16 protein-coding genes are annotated in these 17,806 nt (G+C 59.7%); 9 read left to right on the forward strand and 7 right to left on the reverse strand.

Going from position 1 to position 17,806, the window contains the following annotated elements; all coding sequences use genetic code 11:
* Positions 1–160 precede the first annotated feature (160 nt).
* Positions 161–1,927 (reverse strand): phage holin family protein, encoded by a 1,767-nt coding sequence (locus AC0V6V_RS12695; protein ID WP_486165718.1) that lies wholly within the window; start codon positions 1,925–1,927, stop codon positions 161–163.
* A 252-nt stretch (positions 1,928–2,179) separates the two neighbouring features.
* Here AC0V6V_RS12695 and parC point away from each other — a divergent pair, with 252 nt between their 5' ends.
* On the forward strand, positions 2,180–4,489 hold the full coding sequence (gene parC / locus AC0V6V_RS12700) for a DNA topoisomerase IV subunit A (RefSeq protein WP_486165719.1): 2,310 nt from the start codon (positions 2,180–2,182) through the stop codon (positions 4,487–4,489).
* A gap of 142 nt (positions 4,490–4,631) precedes the next feature.
* Here parC and AC0V6V_RS12705 read toward each other — a convergent pair whose 3' ends face one another.
* From AC0V6V_RS12705 to AC0V6V_RS12725, 5 genes are all read right to left on the reverse strand, one after another.
* The gene (locus AC0V6V_RS12705; protein ID WP_486165720.1) at positions 4,632–5,804 is read right to left on the reverse strand and encodes a CCA tRNA nucleotidyltransferase; all 1,173 of its coding nucleotides are present in this window, start codon (positions 5,802–5,804) and stop codon (positions 4,632–4,634) included.
* Entirely contained in the window at positions 5,797–6,405 is a 609-nt protein-coding gene (locus AC0V6V_RS12710) for a CoA pyrophosphatase (RefSeq protein WP_486165721.1), read from the reverse strand. Before AC0V6V_RS12710 ends, AC0V6V_RS12705 begins: the two co-directional genes overlap by 8 nt.
* Before the next feature lie 13 nt (positions 6,406–6,418).
* A complete protein-coding gene (locus AC0V6V_RS12715; protein ID WP_486165722.1) occupies positions 6,419–6,964 on the reverse strand; it encodes a DUF1285 domain-containing protein in 546 nt (181 codons plus the stop codon).
* Between the two features lie 28 nt (positions 6,965–6,992).
* Entirely contained in the window at positions 6,993–7,550 is a 558-nt protein-coding gene (locus tag AC0V6V_RS12720) for a GNAT family N-acetyltransferase (protein WP_486165723.1), read from the reverse strand.
* A gap of 172 nt (positions 7,551–7,722) precedes the next feature.
* Entirely contained in the window at positions 7,723–8,892 is a 1,170-nt protein-coding gene (locus AC0V6V_RS12725) for a PQQ-dependent sugar dehydrogenase (protein WP_486165724.1), read from the reverse strand.
* On the opposite strand from AC0V6V_RS12725, the gene AC0V6V_RS12730 reads away from it, so the two are divergent.
* From AC0V6V_RS12730 to AC0V6V_RS12765, 8 genes are all read left to right on the forward strand, one after another.
* Positions 8,891–9,541 (forward strand): ribonuclease HII, encoded by a 651-nt coding sequence (locus tag AC0V6V_RS12730; protein WP_486166098.1) that lies wholly within the window; start codon positions 8,891–8,893, stop codon positions 9,539–9,541. The genes AC0V6V_RS12725 and AC0V6V_RS12730 overlap by 2 nt on opposite strands.
* Positions 9,542–9,706: 165 nt before the next feature.
* Positions 9,707–10,630 (forward strand): calcium/sodium antiporter, encoded by a 924-nt coding sequence (locus tag AC0V6V_RS12735; protein ID WP_486165725.1) that lies wholly within the window; start codon positions 9,707–9,709, stop codon positions 10,628–10,630.
* A gap of 238 nt (positions 10,631–10,868) precedes the next feature.
* On the forward strand, positions 10,869–12,044 hold the full coding sequence (locus tag AC0V6V_RS12740) for a DNA methyltransferase (RefSeq protein ID WP_486166099.1): 1,176 nt from the start codon (positions 10,869–10,871) through the stop codon (positions 12,042–12,044).
* Between the two features lie 70 nt (positions 12,045–12,114).
* Positions 12,115–12,414: a hypothetical protein gene (locus AC0V6V_RS12745; RefSeq protein WP_486165726.1), complete on the forward strand. Its 300-nt coding sequence runs from the start codon at positions 12,115–12,117 to the stop codon at positions 12,412–12,414.
* Between the two features lie 374 nt (positions 12,415–12,788).
* A complete protein-coding gene (locus AC0V6V_RS12750; protein ID WP_486165727.1) occupies positions 12,789–13,577 on the forward strand; it encodes an outer membrane protein in 789 nt (262 codons plus the stop codon).
* 112 nt (positions 13,578–13,689) lie between these two features.
* Positions 13,690–14,805, forward strand: a complete 1,116-nt coding sequence (gene folP, locus AC0V6V_RS12755; RefSeq protein ID WP_486165728.1) for a dihydropteroate synthase — start codon at positions 13,690–13,692, stop codon at positions 14,803–14,805.
* A 120-nt stretch (positions 14,806–14,925) separates the two neighbouring features.
* On the forward strand, positions 14,926–15,699 hold the full coding sequence (locus AC0V6V_RS12760; protein ID WP_486165729.1) for an outer membrane protein: 774 nt from the start codon (positions 14,926–14,928) through the stop codon (positions 15,697–15,699).
* Between the two features lie 146 nt (positions 15,700–15,845).
* Positions 15,846–17,018 carry an alkaline phosphatase D family protein gene (locus AC0V6V_RS12765; RefSeq protein WP_486166360.1) on the forward strand — a complete coding sequence of 391 codons (1,173 nt, stop codon included), beginning with the start codon at positions 15,846–15,848 and terminating at the stop codon, positions 17,016–17,018.
* Positions 17,019–17,042: 24 nt separating this feature from the next.
* On the opposite strand, the gene AC0V6V_RS12770 is transcribed toward AC0V6V_RS12765, so the two are convergent.
* On the reverse strand, positions 17,043–17,801 hold the full coding sequence (locus tag AC0V6V_RS12770) for an SDR family NAD(P)-dependent oxidoreductase (RefSeq protein ID WP_486165731.1): 759 nt from the start codon (positions 17,799–17,801) through the stop codon (positions 17,043–17,045).
* Positions 17,802–17,806 lie beyond the last annotated feature (5 nt).

Raw genomic sequence — 17,806 nt, forward strand, 5'->3', positions numbered from 1 at the left:
GAGCTTTGGGTTTAAGGTGAGCTTTTTTGGGGGTAGGGGACCAACAACTAATTAGTTTCCGCCCCTCCCGACGGCCCAGCAGATCAAATACGATTGGACGTGGCCTAGGCTGTCTCGCCGGCGGTCAAAATGTTGGTTTTTGGCTTAATTGGTCGGGCACCTATTGCCCTTCAGCTGTCCGAGTTTGTTCTTGTTCGTAACGGACCAACCGCTTTCGCGTCGCTTCGCGATAGCTTTCCACTGTGTCATCGTCGAAGTGCGGCGGAAAGGCGATTTCTTCAATGGGAAGCCCCATACGTGCCAGAGCAAAGCACCATTCTCTTCGCTGCTTCCATTCGGACGTGAGCGGTGATCCGCTCATGCCAGAAAGCTGGTTAATGCGCGGAATTGCGGCTTTTGCTTTTGGCCCCATCTCTTGTAACGCGGTAGCCATTAACCGGGAGGTCCATTGGCGCTTATTGCTAGGTTCTAAAAGACCGCCCTCTATCACTTGGAGCATTTGCGGAACGGCTGACTCACCCTGGTCGACCAACCGAATAAGAAATGGAGTGAATTCGAAGGTTTCGCGATAATTTTCCCACATATACTGCTCCTGCTCGGTAGGCGTTGCAAAGGTGCCCTGCGGCATCTTGTTGAGCAGTTCAACAAAAGCCGACCGTGCCTTGGAATCCTGTTCCTCGATCGCTCGTTGCACTAACCCGGTGCGTAGCGGTGTGAGATCGGTCTTGCCGCGCAGCGCGCCCAAAAGCCGATCGCGTGAGATGGGGAAGCGATCATCTTCTAGAAGCGCGCCGACCAAAGTCAGCTCACCTTGCGGCAAGCCATTGCTGTTCGCCGCCAGCCATAAGTCGCCCAACGCCAATTGCTCAGCGTTCGCTTGCGGATTGGCGAGTGTGGCGATGACCTTTTCGCGCAAATCTTGTCCGGCTTGATCGTCAATCTCAGGCGCTTGAAGGCGGACCAATTCGATAAGGGATTTAAGCGCCTTGAACGTATCAAGCCGCCCGCCTTCACGCTTGACTTGTTTGGCGAGACGAAAGCGTCGGCCTGAAAAGCCGTCCGCCGCGCTACCCCCTATAAACTCCAGGAAGAAGAAGGGGGCGGGCACCCAATGCTCGGTGACGCCGGTGCGCCCCACCAGATCGCCTCGGTGGTCGTGAATCTCGATATGCAGGAAACGCGGGTCTTCATAAGGGCGCGGCTTATCGATGAAGGCGATGGTGAAGTCCGCCGCATCGTCGGGACTGGCCGGGGCTGCCATCAGCGGTTCCTCACCAGTCATGCGCTGCGCCCACTGGGCGTCAAGCTTCTCTTCCCGCATTTTCAGCTGCTCCCAGCCTTCGCTGAAGCCATCCTTCGTGTTGGCCCGCGGGAAATGCTTGAGGATTGGCGAAGCTTTGAGAGGCTCGGACCGCACACCGGGCTGATCTTGGCCAAGGCGATAAACGACCGCGACCGGTTCTTCGTCTTTCGTCTGCGTCACATCGATCACCGCCGCGACGTCCGGTTGGTCAAGGATAGCCAAGCACAAAGCGTTGCAGCCCTCGCGTCCGGCGTTTTCGTGGAAGGGGGTATTGTAGCCCTCAACCTTCACGACCCCGCTGAGGCGAAAACCTTCGGGCGTAGGAGCAGCGGGTCTCACTGCGGCTTCGAACCGGGCAACCTCGCTGCGATGGAATGGCTGCATCACCACCCAACCGATCACGCCCGAGGCGACGAGCGAGAATAGCGTTGTAGTCACACTTGGCTCAAACGGCAGTAAGGTGCGGATAAGCAAGGCGAGCGCGAGATAGCAGAAGACAGTCGGCGCGAGGCTGAGGATCAGCCCGGGTACAAGCAGAAGGAAAAAGCCCATGATAACAAGGCCAGGCATCAGCCAGGCAAGCACGCCCAGAATGCCGCTAACAATCACCGCTGTTTTCAACATGGTCTCTCGGGCCTCTCGTGAGCTCAGTGCTATGCGCTCACCTAGGTAGCTAACCCCAAAAGAGAAAAGAATCGTAAAGTCTTACACCCCTCGATGAGGCGTTTGGGTGAAGCGGAGCACGAGGCCGTATAGGCCAATGGATCTGAACCTCATGTCTACTCTTGGATCGCAAGCTGAAAGTCCGCTTTTTGCGCCCATTCCTGTGGAAACCCCTCTCCCACGGCGCGGACTTGCTTGCTAAGTCGTTGAGCGATGGCTGACACCAAAGACACGACCACCGGCGATCTGCCCGAAGATCCGTTTGATGCAATCGTCGATGCGCCGTTCGATAGCGCGCTCGAGGAACGCTATCTTGTATATGCTCTCTCGACGATTACGGCGCGGTCTTTGCCGGATCTGCGCGATGGCTTGAAGCCGGTTCATCGCCGCCTGCTGTGGACCATGCGCCAGCTAAAGCTTGACCCAAGCAATACGTTCAAGAAATCCGCCCGCGTTGTGGGCGAGGTAATCGGTAAATATCACCCGCATGGCGATACCGCCGCTTACGATGCGATGGTGCGGCTCGCGCAGGATTTCTCGCTGCGCTATCCGCTGGTCGAGGGGCAGGGGAACTTCGGCAATGTCGATGGCGATAATGCTGCCGCCTATCGTTACACCGAGGCGCGCCTGACCAAGACCGCGATGCAATTGATGCAGGGTCTGGACGAGGGCACGGTCGATTTCATTCCGACCTACAATGGTGAGGAAGAAGAGCCGGAATTGATGCCCGGCCTGTTTCCCAATCTGCTGGCCAATGGGGCGAGCGGGATTGCGGTGGGCATGGCGACCAATATCCCATCGCACAATGTCGCCGAAGTGATTGATGCCACGCTGGAGCTGATCGACAATCCGCATGTCGAGCACGAGCGGCTGATGGAGCTGTTCCAGGGGCCAGACTTTGCAACTGGCGGGCAAGTGGTCGACAGCCGTGAGGCAATCAGCGAGGCCTATGCAACGGGGCGCGGCAGCTTCCGCCTGCGCGGCCGGTTCTTTGCCGAAGAGGCGGAGAAGGCCGAAGACCGCGATGCCGGGATTGAGCGGCTGGGCGGCGGGCAATGGCAGCTGGTCATTTCAGAAATTCCGTATCAGGTCGCCAAGGGCAAGCTGATCGAACAGATCGCTCAGGCGATAGCGGACAAGAAGCTGCCGATCCTTGAGGATGTGCGCGATGAAAGTGACGAGCAAATCCGCATCGTCCTCGTCCCGCGCAGCCGCAATGTGGACCCGGAGCTGCTTAAGGAATCGCTGTTTAAGCTGACCGATCTTGAGACCCGCTTTGGCCTCAATCTGAACGTGCTCGACGCCACCCGCACCCCGATGGTGATGGGCCTTAAAGAGCTGCTGGAAAATTGGACGCGGGCGCAGATCGATATCTTGCAGCGCCGCGCGCAGCACCGGCTGGATAAGATCGCCGCCCGGTTGGAGCTGGTCGAAGGTTATATCACCGCCTTCCTCAATCTCGACCGCGTAATCGAGATTATCCGGACCGAGGACGAGCCCAAGCCGGTGATGATCGCGGAGTTCAAGCTCAATGATCGTCAGGCCGAGGCAATCCTCAACATGCGTCTGCGGTCCTTGCGCAAGCTGGAGGAAATGCAGCTGCGCGATGAAAAGACTGCGCTGCTTGAGGAGCAAGATGGGCTTGAGAAATTGCTCGCATCGCCAGCGCGTCAGCGGACCCTGCTGAAGAAAGACCTACGCGCGCTGCGCAAGGAATATGGCGAGGACACGCCGCTCGGCAAACGCCGCACGCGGATCGAAGAAGCGGCCCCGGCGGTCGAGTTTTCGATGGATGCGATGATCGAGAAAGAGCCGGTGACGATCATCCTGTCGCAAAAGGGCTGGATCCGCGCTGCCAAGGGCCATGTCGATCTGGCGCAAGAGTTCAAATATAAGGAAGGCGATGCGCTCGCCTATATCTTGCATGCGCAGACGACCGATAAATTGCTGATCGCGGCGGAAAACGGGCGGTTCTACACGCTGGGCTGTGACAAATTGCCAGGCGCGCGCGGCTTTGGCGAGCCGGTGCGCACGATGATCGATTTGGAATCGGACACGAATATCGCGAAAATGCTGGTGCATAAGGAAGGCGGCCGTCTTCTGCTCGCCTCCAGCATCGGCAAGGGCTTTGTTGCGGAAACCTCTGAGCTGCTCGCTGAGACCAAGAAGGGCAAGCAGGTCGTGAACCTGAAGGGCAATGCGCAGCTGCAAGTGATGCGGGAAATCGCGCCGGAGCATGATCACGTTGCCTGCGTCGGCGACAATCGCAAGCTGGTTGTCTTCAATCTAGAAGAAATGCCAGTAATGGCGCGCGGACAGGGCGTGATGCTTCAGCGGTACCGCGACGGCGGGTTGTCTGATGCGATCACCTTTGTACTGGGCGAAGGCCTAAGCTGGCAGATGGGCGGATCGGGCGAGCGGACCCGGACTGAGACGGATATCCACCTATGGAAGGTCGCGCGCGGCGGGGCCGGGCGGATGCCACCGCAGGGCTTCCCGAAGAGCAATAATTTCGGGGGTTAGGGGGGGCACTCTCTCAAACCCGTTCGCCCTGAGCTGGTGGCGCTAGGCGCCGTCTTCGACTCCGAAGGGCTGCACTTCTTCTTCCAGCGGCACGAATGAAAAGAGCAGTGCTTCGACAAGCTCAGCACGAGCGGGTTCTAGTTCAATCGCCTAGTGTCTCGCTGAGCAATGCGAGTATACGTTCGCGGCTTGGGAAACCTTCCTCGACCCAGCGCGCCTCAACGGTCTGCAACAACCGCGCAACCTCCGGGCCAGCCTGCACGCCGCGCGCGACAATCTCTCCGCCTTTGAGCGGGAATTGCGGCCGCTCCCAATCTTTCACCGCGCTTGCATCCTGGCCTAGCAACAGCAGTCGGTCGGCTGCGCCTTGCGCGCCTTCATAATAGGCGAGCGCGAGCGGGTTCGTGCCATCATCTTGACTGCGTTCCGCCGCGCAGATCAGGCGCGCGCGCTGAGCCCGCGACAATCGCAGCCGTGCCGCCATTGCTTCAGAAACCTCACGAATGGGCGGCAGCAGAGCGGCCAAACGCCGCAGCGGATCGGGCGCAAAACCTTGTGCGGTTTCCGCCGCGATCAGATTCTGGAGCGCTGCAAGATGCGCTTTGCAAGCCTCTGGCAGGATCACGCCCAGCACGCCCTTTGCGTGCATGCGCGCGGTGGTCGGGTGCGGATCGGGCAGGGCAAGAATGCCGAGCAATTCGCCCGAAACCCGCTCCCGGCTGAGGCCCTTGAGCGTCCCGGCCAGCTCTTCGCAGGCTTCCTCGGCTTCGGCATTCAAGTCCGCGCCAAAGCGTGCCTGAAACCGGTAATAGCGCAGTATCCGCAAGTGATCCTCGCGAATGCGGGTGCGGGCATCGCCAATAAAACGCACGCGCCGCGCGGCGAGATCATCCAGCCCGCCAAAATAGTCGGAAATTTCCAGTGTCTCGGGATGCGCGAACAGCGCGTTGATCGTGAAATCGCGCCGGGCGGCGTCCTCCTGCCATTCCTGCGCAAAGGCGATGGTTGCGCGCCTGCCGTCGGTGGCGACATCGCGGCGCAGGGTCGTGACCTCCACCGGTCCACCCTCAAGCACGGCGGTGATGGTGCCATGGTCCAGCCCGGTGGGAACCGTGCGAATGCCCGCCTCGCGGCAGCGGTCAATCACCACGTCCGGCGTCAGCTTGGTCGCGCAATCGACATCGTGGACGGCCATGCCGATCAGAGTGTCGCGCACCGCCCCGCCGACCCAGCGAATATTGTCTGCGCCTAGCGCCTCTGTCAGCGCGCGCAAATCGGCGCGCTTGGGCCAGTCTGCTGCGGCGAGATCAGGCACCGCTCACCAGCCTTTCAGGCGCAATCCGCCGCGACAGATTGGCGATGATTGCTGCCGTCACACCCCAAATGCGAAAGCCCTCGTAACGCATTTCCAGATAATGACGCATTTGCCCGCGCCAGAAAACCTCATGGCTTTCCCAATTCTCCTCCTCCAGCAAAGTCGCAAGTGGCACCTCGAACCATGCCTCGACCTCTGCCGGGCTGGGGGTCAGTTCTAGGTCAGGCGGCACCACAGCGAGCACCGGGGTCACATTGAAGCCCGTGCCGGTTTGATAGCAATCGGTTTCCCCGATAACCTGCACATCGGCGGGATCAATCGCGAGCTCTTCCTGCGCCTCTCGCAGGGCGGCGGTGATCGCGTCTTCGCCGGGGTCTAGCTTGCCGCCTGGAAAGGCGACTTGGCCGGGGTGATCGCGCATATCCTGCGGGCGCTGGGTTAGGATGACGCCCGGTTCAGCCCGGTCGGTTACCGCGATCAGAACGGCCGCCTCTGCTGTGCGACCGCCTTCCAAAAAGCTCTTATCGCTCAGCAGGTCGGTGATTTCGTGCCGGTGCCCGTCTTCGTAAAGGCGGCTGAGATGAGCGAAGAGCGAGCTCATATTGGCGGGCGCCTCAGGGCAGAAGCGAGAAGGTCTCGCCCCCGCTTGAAACGGTCCAGTCATCGCCGTTCGCAATCGCGATTTCAGCGAGCTGCGCATAGGTAGAGCGGTTGAGGCGCGCTTCGCAGCCGCGCCGCACGTGCAGATAAATCGCGGGGGTTTCTGCATCGCCCGCTGCGCGCAAGGTATGCTCCGGCCCGGCAATCACCAGCTCATCGGTGTTCAGGAAAAAGGCGAGCCCGCCCTCACGCTGAGCGCAGTCGGTTGCGATAAAGGCCGCGTCCTCCACCTCAATGCTGAGCTTCTCAAACGGGCTGACCAGGAAATGCTCACCCGATGCATCGCGCGTTAGCAGGCCAGAGAAGGCTCTCACCATAGCCTCGCGCCGGATCGGATCGCCATCGTGAAACCATGTTCCATCGGCGGCAATACGCATGCGGCTGTCGCCCATTTTAGTCGGGGCCCACCCTTCAACCGGGGGCAATTTGCGCGCCGCAACTTGCTCAGCAATCTGGGCCAGCGTCAGGTCGGCGAGATAAGGGGGTGGTTCGTAAGGCATTTACAGCGTCAGCGATGCCAGATGTCGATCACTTCGCCAAGTCTGAGCTGTTACTTGCCGTCTCAAAAGAACCCCATGGACCAAGGTTGCCCTTGGCAGGAAGCACCGCCGGATTGTCACAGCGCACCAGCAGCCGAGCCGGATCATTCGGGCCGGGCGCGCGCCACCCGGCGGTAGGCTCGGCGCTAAACCCAAAGAAGCGGCCATAATATTCCGGATCGCCGATCATCACTTGCGGCAGCGCGGGGGCATTGCCGCCCATATTGGCGATCGCCTCCAGGCTGGCGAGCATCAGTGCCTTGCCATAGCCCTCGCGCTGATGCTCTGGCAGCACGGCAACCGGGCCAATCATCAGCAGCGGATAATTGCGCCCATCGGGATCGGTCAGCGCGACCGGCCACACCTGGATCGTGCCGACCAGCAGGTCATCCTCGTCGAGCGCGGCGAAGCTGAGGCCTTCCAGCCATTCAACGCCTTCGCGAATCCGGTACGCGGTGCGCGCATGGCGATCTGGGCCAAAGGCACGGTCGAGCAATTGCTCGATCATCGCGGCTTCAACCGCGGCAAGAGGGATCAGTGTTGCCATCGTGCCGGGCGCTTAGGCGGTTTTTATCAGACCCTCAAGCGCCGGGCGCGAGCCATCCGGCTCGCTTGGCTTTCCTCGCTCACGCGATCAAAGATCGCATCGCTGCGGGCGGCCGTGCGGCCTTGCGGTCGCTGCGCGACCGATCAGCCTTCCCAGTACGCGGTCTGCTCTTTTACTTCGGCGAAACCTTGAGCAGCTTGCCGCCTTCGCCGTCTTCGATCAGCCAGATGTTGCCATCCGGGCCTTGCTCAATTCCGCGAATGCGCGCGTCGAACGTGTGGCGCGCAACTTCGGTGGCGGTGTCGCCGTCAATCTCGACATGCACAATGCCTTGTGCGGCGAGGCCTACCATCAACGGATCGCCCTTCCACGCTGGGAATGCATCGCCGGTGTAGAACAGGAAATCACCCGGCGCGATCACAGGGGTCCAGCCAATCGCTGCGGTTTGAAATTCTGGACGGGTCGAGTGGTTCGGGATCGGGTCGCCATTGTAATGCTCGCCGTCGGAAACCGTTGGCCAGCCATAATTGGTGCCGCGGGTGACCTTGTTAAATTCATCGCCGCCTGCTGGCCCATGCTCCAGATCCCACAATTGGCCGTCTGGATCGAACGCCAGGCCCAGGACATTGCGGTGGCCGTACGACCAGATTTCTGAGGTGATGCCGCCTTCTTCAGCAAAAGGGTTGCCCTCTGCTGGCGTACCATCGAGGTTGAGGCGCACGACCGTGCCCAGATTGTTGGTGTTGTCCTGCGCAGGCTCCAGCTCTTGGCGGTCGCCGCTTGATACGAACAGATATTGCTCATCAGGAGAAACGGCGATGCGGTGCGAATAATGCCCGCGCTTCCCGGTCTTGGGCGCTTGGCGCCAGATCACGTCTAGGCCCGAAACTGCGCAGGCCTCTGCCTCGCAAGACAATGTGCCGCGGCCCAATACTGCACCGCGCGTGTCGCCGTCGCCAGCCTCCGCCCAGCTGAGATAGATCGTGCGCTCAGACAGGTCTTCGCCAGCTTCCGATGGCAGGAAGGCAATATCGCCAAGGCCTCCTTGGCCGCCATAATCGACATTGGGCATGCCGGTGACTTCCATCACGGTGCCGCTGGCTGTGTCGACCGCGCGCATGGTGCCGGGTTTCTCAGTCAGAAAGATCATGTCCGTGCCGGGTGCAAAAGCCACCGCCCAGGGTTCGTTGAACTCACCCATCGGCTCCACACTGTAGCTGACATTGGTGGGATCGGCCGCGCCTTCAGCGGCGGTCTCGTCCACGGAATTTGCATTGCCGCAGCTTGCGAGCGCGAATGCGGGGAGGGATAGGGCGAATGCGAGCTTGGAAAATTTCATCATGGTCTCTGGAACTCCCAAAACAGAATTTGGTGCCCCGGATTTTTCGAAATCGGGGGTCATAATTGGTGTCGATGAGGCGGGACGGGGCCCGCTGGCTGGCCCGGTAGTGGCGGGAGCCGTCGTTTTGTGCAAGTCGCCGCCTGAAGGTTTGGCGGATTCCAAGGCACTTTCGCCGAAAAAACGCGCACGGCTCGATCTGGAAATCCGCGAGAGCTGCGCCTGGGCTGTGGGCGTGATTGAGCCGCCGCAGATTGATGAAATCAATATCTTGCAAGCGACCTTTCAGGCGATGACGGATGCGACCGCGCGGCTGTGCGCAGCATTGGCGGAGCGCGGGATTGAGACCATCACCGAGGTCATCATCGATGGCAATATGACGCCGGCGGGCCGGCGCGATGGCTGGCGCTGGCCCGCGCGCTCTATCGTCGGCGGCGACGGGATTGAGCCCGCGATATCGGCTGCGTCCATCGTTGCTAAGGAATGGCGCGACCGGATCATGATTGAGGCGGCGCAGAAATATCCTGAATATGGCTGGGAGCGGAACAAGGGCTATGGCTCGGCTGCGCATATGGAGGCGCTGCGTAAACACGGGCCCACGCCGCTGCACCGCTACAGTTTTGCACCTGTTGCTCAGGCGTCTTTGCTTTGAGCGCGCCGTTACGCGCGCCGTAGCCACCCGCGCCCTCCACCCTTCCGCCCGGAACAGTTTCGGATACGATCCGGGTGGAAGGGTGGAGGGCGCGGGTGGCTACGGTGAACGAGACATAAACTCTATTCGCTTTTAAGTTTCCTGTGGTTCGCTTAAGCGCCGCGCATGTTGAACGCGATTCTCTTGAGCCTTGCGGGCCTGGTTGGCCTGGCGATTGGCGGCGAACTGTTGGTGCGCGGTGCGGTGGGCATTGCGCAAAAGCTGGGTATTTCCACTCTGGTCACCGGTTTGGTGATCGTTGGCTTTGCCACCAGCATGCCGGAAATGGTCGCCAGCGTTCAGGCCGCGCTCGAAGGATCGCCGGGCATTGCTTGGGGCAATATCGTTGGCTCCAACCTCGCAAACACTTTGCTGATCCTGGGCGCGACGGCGCTAGTGATGCCGATTGCGCTGACCGGGGGCGGGCGGCGCGATGCCGTGGTCGCTCTGATCGCGACAATTGGCCTCGCGGCCTTGGCCTATTCTCAGCTGGGTGCGCGCTGGATTGGCGGCGCACTGCTGGTTGGCATCGTCAGTTATATCGTCTGGCGCTATTTCTTTCCGGGTGCAGCGCAGGAAGACGATGATGACGATGACGCGCCAGAGAACGGCTATGTCGCCTCGGCTCTGTTCGCTGTGGGCCTCGCGGTCTTGGTGTTCAGCGGCCAGATATTGGTGACCGGCGCGATTGATCTGGCAACCCTGTTTGGGGTCAGTGAGACCGCGATTGGCCTCACCGTGGTCGCCTTTGGCACCTCGCTGCCTGAACTCGCGGCATCCGTTGCGGCGGCTTTGCGCGGCAAGCCGGGCCTGGCGATTGGCAATGTCGTTGGCTCAAACATCTACAACATTCTGCTGATCGGCGGCGTCACTATGGGGATCGCCCCATTTGCCCTGCCGGAGAATTTGCTGGGCGTTCAAATGGGCCTGCTGATCGCCAGCGCGGTCGCATTGCTCGGCCTGCTCTGGTTTGCAAAATCGATCGGGCGGTCCATGGGCCTCGTTCTGCTCGCCGCGTTCCTCGGCAATGTCGTGTTCGTGTTCATGTGAGTTAGTTTGGCCGCAAAGACAGGTTTTGAGTCTTTCGCGCCACACCCCCTCTATTTCGGCCCCCTGCCGCCGCGCGAGACTCCATATCTTGTGGGGCCTTGTTTCGTTCCGCGTGTGAACTTGCGCCGCTAACTGCTTGTTAACCATAAAAGCCGATCAAGTTTGTCTTGACGTGGAGTCCGCTTGGACTCACCCTGTGGATAACTTTGCGCGGTTAGACGCGGTTCGGGGAAATATGATGGGTGTGATGGAAACCGCAAAACTGCGGGCAGGGACAGTAATTGCAAAAACGCCAAAGCAGGCGGGCAGAGCGAAGGCTGCGCCTGCTGCTGACGTGCCGGTTGGCCAGATCCTGTCTGGTGATTGTGTTGAGGCCATGCGCTCGCTGCCCGACAACAGCGTCGATTGCGTGTTCGCCGATCCGCCTTACAATCTGCAATTGGGCGGCGATCTCAACCGCCCGGATGGCAGCCAGGTCGATGCCGTCACCGATCACTGGGACCAATTCGACAGCTTCCAACTGTATGACAAATTCACCCGCGACTGGCTGACCGAGGCGCGCCGCGTACTGAAACCGGACGGCGCCCTATGGGTCATCGGCAGCTATCACAACATCTTCCGCGTCGGCTCAATCCTGCAGGATCTCGGCTTTTGGATCCTCAATGATATCGTCTGGCGCAAGACCAATCCGATGCCGAATTTCAAAGGCACACGGTTCACCAATGCGCATGAGACCCTGATCTGGGCGAGCATGGGCGAAAAGGCCCGTTATCAATTCAATTACCGCGCGATGAAGACGCTCAATGACGAGCTGCAAATGCGCAGCGATTGGGTGATGCCGATCTGCGCCGGGCAGGAGCGGCTGAAAGAAAACGGCAAGAAAGCCCATCCAACGCAAAAGCCCGAGGCGCTGCTTTACCGCGTGCTGCTGGCCACCACGGAAAAGGGCGACGTCGTGCTCGACCCATTCTTTGGCACGGGCACCACCGGCGCGGTGGCAAAGCGCCTTGGCCGCCAATGGATCGGCTGCGAACGTGAGGATTTCTACCGCGGCGTTGCGATGAAGCGGATCGAGAAAGAACTGCCGCTGGATGAAAGCGTGATTGAGACCATGCAAAGCAAGAAGGCCGCGCCGCGCGTTGCCTTCGGGACTTTGGTGGAGAATGGCTACATCAAGCCGGGTACAAAGGTGTTCGACAAGAAACGCCGCTGGATCGCAACAGTGCGCGCCGATGGCTCGCTGGAACTCGACGGCGCGAAGGGCAAGCAGATCGGTTCGATCCACGGACTAGGCAAAGACCTGCAAGAGGCCCCCAGCTGCAACGGCTGGACCTTCTGGTACTTCGATGACGGCGCCGATGTGAATCCAATCGACGCAGCCAGGCAACGCTTCTTGCTGGCCAACGAAGACTAGGTCTTTGCAGCCGAGCGGGCTACGTTCTACGGCGAGCTAATGTGTAGCTCAAATTTGCGAAGAGCTCCGTGTGTCTGAAAACTACCGCCAGAAGCTGCTCAACTGGTTTTGCACCATGCTGCTATTGCTTCTGGTGTGCACTCTGTCGTTCGGAATTAGCTGGCGCATGATAATGATCTACGCTGGCTTGGTTGGCGACGACTGGCCGTTAGACGCTTTTGCCGGCCCTTTGGGAGAGGCTTTTCGTCCCTATTTCCGATTCTTTCCACTTCTCGCGGTTTGGCATTTCTTCGATTTGATCGAGAGCGATAACAATCCGAGCCGCTGGAGGGGGTGGTTTGCCGGATATCGCAGCCTTTTTTCTTACTGATTCCGGCCAGTCCATTTGCGGTGTTGAGCGCGATTGATGGACATGTCCTAAGGATTTGTAGCAATCCTATAGTTTCCGATGAGTTTGTCTTCTGGGACCATTGTGAACCGTCGTCTTTCGTGACGTTCCTCCTCTACTTATTGTTCGCTCCCTTGATGCTGGTGGCGTGCGTCAGCAAAGCGATCACAGCTATCCTCTCGCACCGTCGCCCAAAGCCGCCTGCATGAATCCAATCGACGCAGCCAGGCAACGCTTCTTGCTGGCCAACGAAGACTAGAGGCAGCTCGCCGCAAGGCACCAGATTTCCGCAGCTTAGGTTCATGTTTCCAGCGCGATTTTGCGTGTTCGGGGGCGCAACCTAATTCGAGGAAATCATGACAAAGTCCTTCAAATATATCGCTTTTGCCGGTGCGGCGTTTGGCGCACTTGCGGTTCCCTCTGCGGCTTTGGCCGAGGGGCCTTATGTTGGCGTTAGCGGCGGGATCAGCCTGCCCAGTGACAGCCAAAACTCAGGAGAATTTGATGCCGATGTTGCGGCAACTGCTGATTTTGACGCGATTGCTGCGGAAACCCCGCTGGAATGGAATTCCCAATTCGATAATGGCCTCGCGCTAAGCGGGCAGGTTGGATACGCCTTTGCCAATGGCTTCCGCGTGGAGCTGGAAGGGGCCTATTCCGAATATGACGTATCGGGCCATTCGGGCCTGAGCGTCGGCGGCGCGGATATTGACGGCGTTGATGTAGTCGTGCTGACCCGCGGCGCGGCCGATGCGGCAAACCCCACCGTTGGCGCAGTGATCGCCGATGGCCAGGGCGATGTCAGCAATTTCGGCGTCTTCGGTAATGTCTTTTACGACATCAACACCGGCGGCTCTTTCAAGCCGTATGTTGGCGCAGGCCTCGGTTACCAATGGGTCGATGCAGAGTTCTCGCCATCGGGCGTCGACGTTGCCAATGATGACGATGGCGGCTTTGCCTATCAGCTGATGGCGGGCGCGAGCTTTGCGCTTTCACCGCGCGCCGAGGTGTTTGGCCAATACACTTACCGCGCCACTACCGAAGACAGCGAAGTTGAGCTGAACCTTCTTCCTGCAACGCTCGGGATCGAGTCAGAGCAATCGATCGTCTCTGCCGGTGTGAGGTTTAAGTTCGGCGGCGAATAATCGCTAAACATCCTCGGGAAAGGGGCCGTGCCAGCAGGCATGGCCCCTTTTTTGTGCGCGGAGACAATTGAGGCCTTTGCGCTGGCTGATTTGCGTCCTAACCCTGATGGCTATGAGTGAGAGCATCTATATCTGCCCGATCGGCTTTGCGCCGGGTCCCCAGCACAATGATGGGGCCGCGATCCAGCTGGCTGGCTCGATGGTCTACGCGAGCCGCTTTGCCTGCGTGGTGCGCCAGGACGGCGCAGTCACAGCGCGGCATCTGTTCGGCGTGCGTGAGGCGGAGGATGCCTTTGCTAAGCTCGGCGGCGAGCTGGAAGCTGAGGCGCGCGGGCAATGGGCCAACCTGCAAAAGGTCCATGCGCCGCTAGAGCTGGGCGAGCGCATCATTCGCTTTGATCAGCCGCAGGTGATGGGCATTCTCAACGTGACGCCTGACAGTTTTTCTGATGGCGGCGACTTTCTGGAAAAGCCGGATGTGGGCCGCGCTCATGCCTCCGCTATGTTGGAGGCGGGCGCGAGCATCATCGATATTGGCGGGGAAAGCACCCGCCCAGGTGCCGCCGCGACGTGGGAGGGGGACGAGAAAGACCGCGTCCTGCCGGCGGTGGAATATTGCGCCAGTATGGGTGCAGCGATTACCGTAGATACACGCAGAGCAGGCGTGCTGGAGGCGGCGCTGGCCGCTGGCGCACATGCTGCCAACGACGTCTCGGCCATGCGCTATGACCCGCGCACCGCCGAATTGGTCGCGAATGCGCTATGCCCAGTGATCCTGATGCATGCGCCGGGCAGCGGCGAGGATTTGCACGAGGGCGGCGATTACAAAGACGTCGTCTTTGACGTGTTTGATTTCCTCAAAGAGGTCCGCTCCAACGCGATCGCGGCGGGTATTGCAGAGGATAAGATCATCCTCGATCCCGGCATCGGCTTTGGCAAAAGCCTGGCGGAAAACCTCGCATTGCTGAACGCGCTGCCATTGTTCCATGCGCTGGGGTCTCCGATCCTTCTGGGTGTCAGCCGCAAGCGGATGATCGGGGCCTTGTCGAACGAAGCAGGTGCGCATGAGCGGCTTGGCGGATCATTGGCGCTGGCGACGCTCGGCATGAATGCGGGCGTGCATATCCTCCGCGTGCATGATGTCGCTGAGACGGTTCAGGCGCGCAACGTCTGGCGCGGAATGCGCGATGCGGCGCTGACGGATTTTGAGCATTTGCCGCCGCTTTAGGTTGTCTGCGACAGCTTCGAAAATTTGCCAGTCGTGAAATAAAACAAGCGGGTCTGTGTAACCACTCGGGCGAGGGGCGCGAAAGGAGAGGCACCCCCTATCGAAAATTGGACCCCGCAAATGATCTTTTCCAGCACCCCTCGCACTCTTGCAATTTTGCTCGCTCTTCCAGCGATGGCTTTCGCCGCGCCAGCCGCCGCTCAGTCGGATGACTTCACCCCGGAAGGCGGCGTTTACGTATCGCTGCAAGCGGGCGTGACCTCGCCCAGCGATGAAACCTTCGACGGTGTTCAAGACCCACAAGGCGCATCACCCGGTGTGGCCGGCGCGCCTGCCAGCGTGGACGTGCAGTCGGACGAAGGCTTCGTTGGTACGGTTGCTGTTGGCTACCGCATTCCTAAGCGCGTTTTCGGCCTGTTCCAGCCGAGCGTTGAAGTGGAATATTCCTATGCCAACGCCGATGTGAGCGGCGGCAGCTTTAACGGCGGTGATCAGATTTTTGGCGGCGACACAGAGATCAACACCTTCTCGATCAATTATCAATCCGACATTCGCTGGTCAGATGATCAGAAGGTTATCCCGTTTTGGGGCGGCGGCATCGGCGTTGCAGAGGTTGATGCCAATGCAACCTACTTCCCCAACAATGGCGTCGCGACCGCGCCAACCTTTGCTGTGACCGGTTCAGACACGGGCCTCTCGCTGCAAAGCAATCTCGGCGTTCAGTTCGTCCTTACCGACAATGTCGAGCTTCAGACCCGCCTGCGTTACCAGCGCGTATCAGGCCTAGATTTTGAGCGTACGTTTGTCGGTGGCGGCGCGAACGATTTTAACTCTGATGTCAGTGGCCGCTTTGAAACCGTCAGCCTGTTAGCAGGCATCCGCTACCGTTTCTGAGTGATCACGCTGGACCGATTGCCAGCGATCTGAACCAATGAAATCCCCCTTTGGCCCCGAGCCAGAGGGGGATTTTGTTTGCGTGTCATAGAAAGGTCATGGCAAGCGCTCATCTGACGATTCAGATTGCCTTTTGGAGCTTACCTATGCGCGTTTTCTCGCCTCTCATCGCCGGATTGCTTGTTTCTGTGGCTTCGCCCGCTCTGGCTGATGACCATGGCCATTCAGAGGGCGCAAACGAAGTCGCGCTGAGCGCGGACGAGCTGCTTGCCCCGTATTACGCGAAGCTTCAGGCGCAGATCGACCTGCCGGTTGCGCCCGACAATGTGCAGCTGTTGCCTGATGGTTTGGTGACACGCCTGGCCTTTGGCAGTTGCAACCATCAGTCGCGCAGCCAGCATATGTGGGCACAGATTGCGGCGACCAATCCTGACCTGTTCCTGTTTATTGGCGACAACAATTACGGTGATCAGGGTTGGAAGGGTGACGCCTCACTCAGTACTTTGCGCGCCGCCTATCAGCAGCAGGCTGAAACGCTGGAGCTGGCCGAGTTTCGCACCAAGGTGCCGATGATGATCACATGGGATGATCACGATTTTGGTTTCAACGATGGCGGCGCGAATTTTGCATTCCGTGGTTGGTCAGAGACTATCTTTGAGACATTCTGGGGATCATCCGATGAAGTGAAATCGCGCCCTGGCATTTATGAAAGCCGGATCTTTGGGCCAAAGGGCAAGCGCGTGCAGATTCTCATGCTCGACACCCGCTTCTTCCGCTCTGATTTGGACGCGATGGCTTACACGCCAGAGCGCCCGCCGCTTGGCCCCTATGTGCCAAGCACTGATGCCAGCAAGACGATGCTCGGCGATGCGCAATGGCAATGGCTAGAGCAGGAATTGGCCAAGCCAGCTGACCTGCGGGTTGTGGTCTCTTCGATCCAAGTGCTGACCGATGCGCACAATTACGAAAGTTGGGAGGCTCTACCGCTGGAGCGGGCCAAGCTCTATGGTATGCTGGCAAACCGCGAAGAGAGCGGCGTTGTGATGCTGTCTGGCGATCGGCATGCGGGCGGTATTTACCGCGACACGCCAGCGGAAGCGGGCGAGCAGGTTTGGGAGCTCACCAGCTCTTCTATGAACTATTCGTTCTCTTCGACCGAGCGCAACACGGCGCGCGAACCCGATCCAAAGCGGGTTACGGATTTCATTTCTGAAGAGAATTTTGGCTTGGTCGAAATCGACTGGGACGCGAAGAGCTTTACTATGAGCCTGCGCGGCAGTGAGGGTGAGACCCGCGTAACGCAGACGGTCAGCTTCTAAGCCCAAACTAGCTTTGGCGGCGGCTTACAGTGTGAAGCCGCCGTCAGAAACCATCACGTGCCCGGTCAGGTTCGTACCTGCATCCGACAGCATGTAGAGGATATCGCCCGCGATCTCTTCGCTGGTGGCGAAACGCCCCAGCGGTGTTGTGCTGGCCATTGCCTTGATCGTCGCCTCGCGGCCTTGCGTTTCGACCGAGCGCTTAAAGTCATCTGAGCTTTCCCAGATGTTGGTGTCGACCCCGCCCGGTGCGATGGCATTCACGCGGATGTTGTTGGGTGCGCCTTCCAGCGCGGCAATACGAGTCATGTGAGAGACCGCCGCTTTCGCAACGCCGTAAGGGCCGATGCCTGCAATCGGCTTCATGCCGGTTGAAGAAGAGGTAATGACCGCGCTGCCGCCGCCGTCTTTCATTGCTCGCATGGCGGCGCGCAGGGTCAGGAAAGCGCCATCGAGATTGACGTCCATCACCCGGCGCCATTCGGCAAAGTCGAGGTTGGCGATCTGGCCGTGTCCGCCAATGCCTGCGTTAACGGCGGCATGGTCCAGCCCGGTCAGACGCGGCTCCAGCTCCTGCCATAAGGCTTCGTCCGCAACGCTGCCGGTGATGTGTTCAACATCGCAGCTGAGGTTCAGCGCTTCCATTCCGGCGGTATCGAGGTCCACCAGAAACAGCTTGCTTGCGCCGCGCGCCGCCAGAGCTTTCGCGCATGCCGCGCCAATGCCGGAGGAGGCGCCAGTGACGAGCGCCGTGCGCCCGGAAAAATCTTGGTTTTGTGTCATGACGC

Source organism: Erythrobacter sp. S249 (assembly GCF_057364975.1).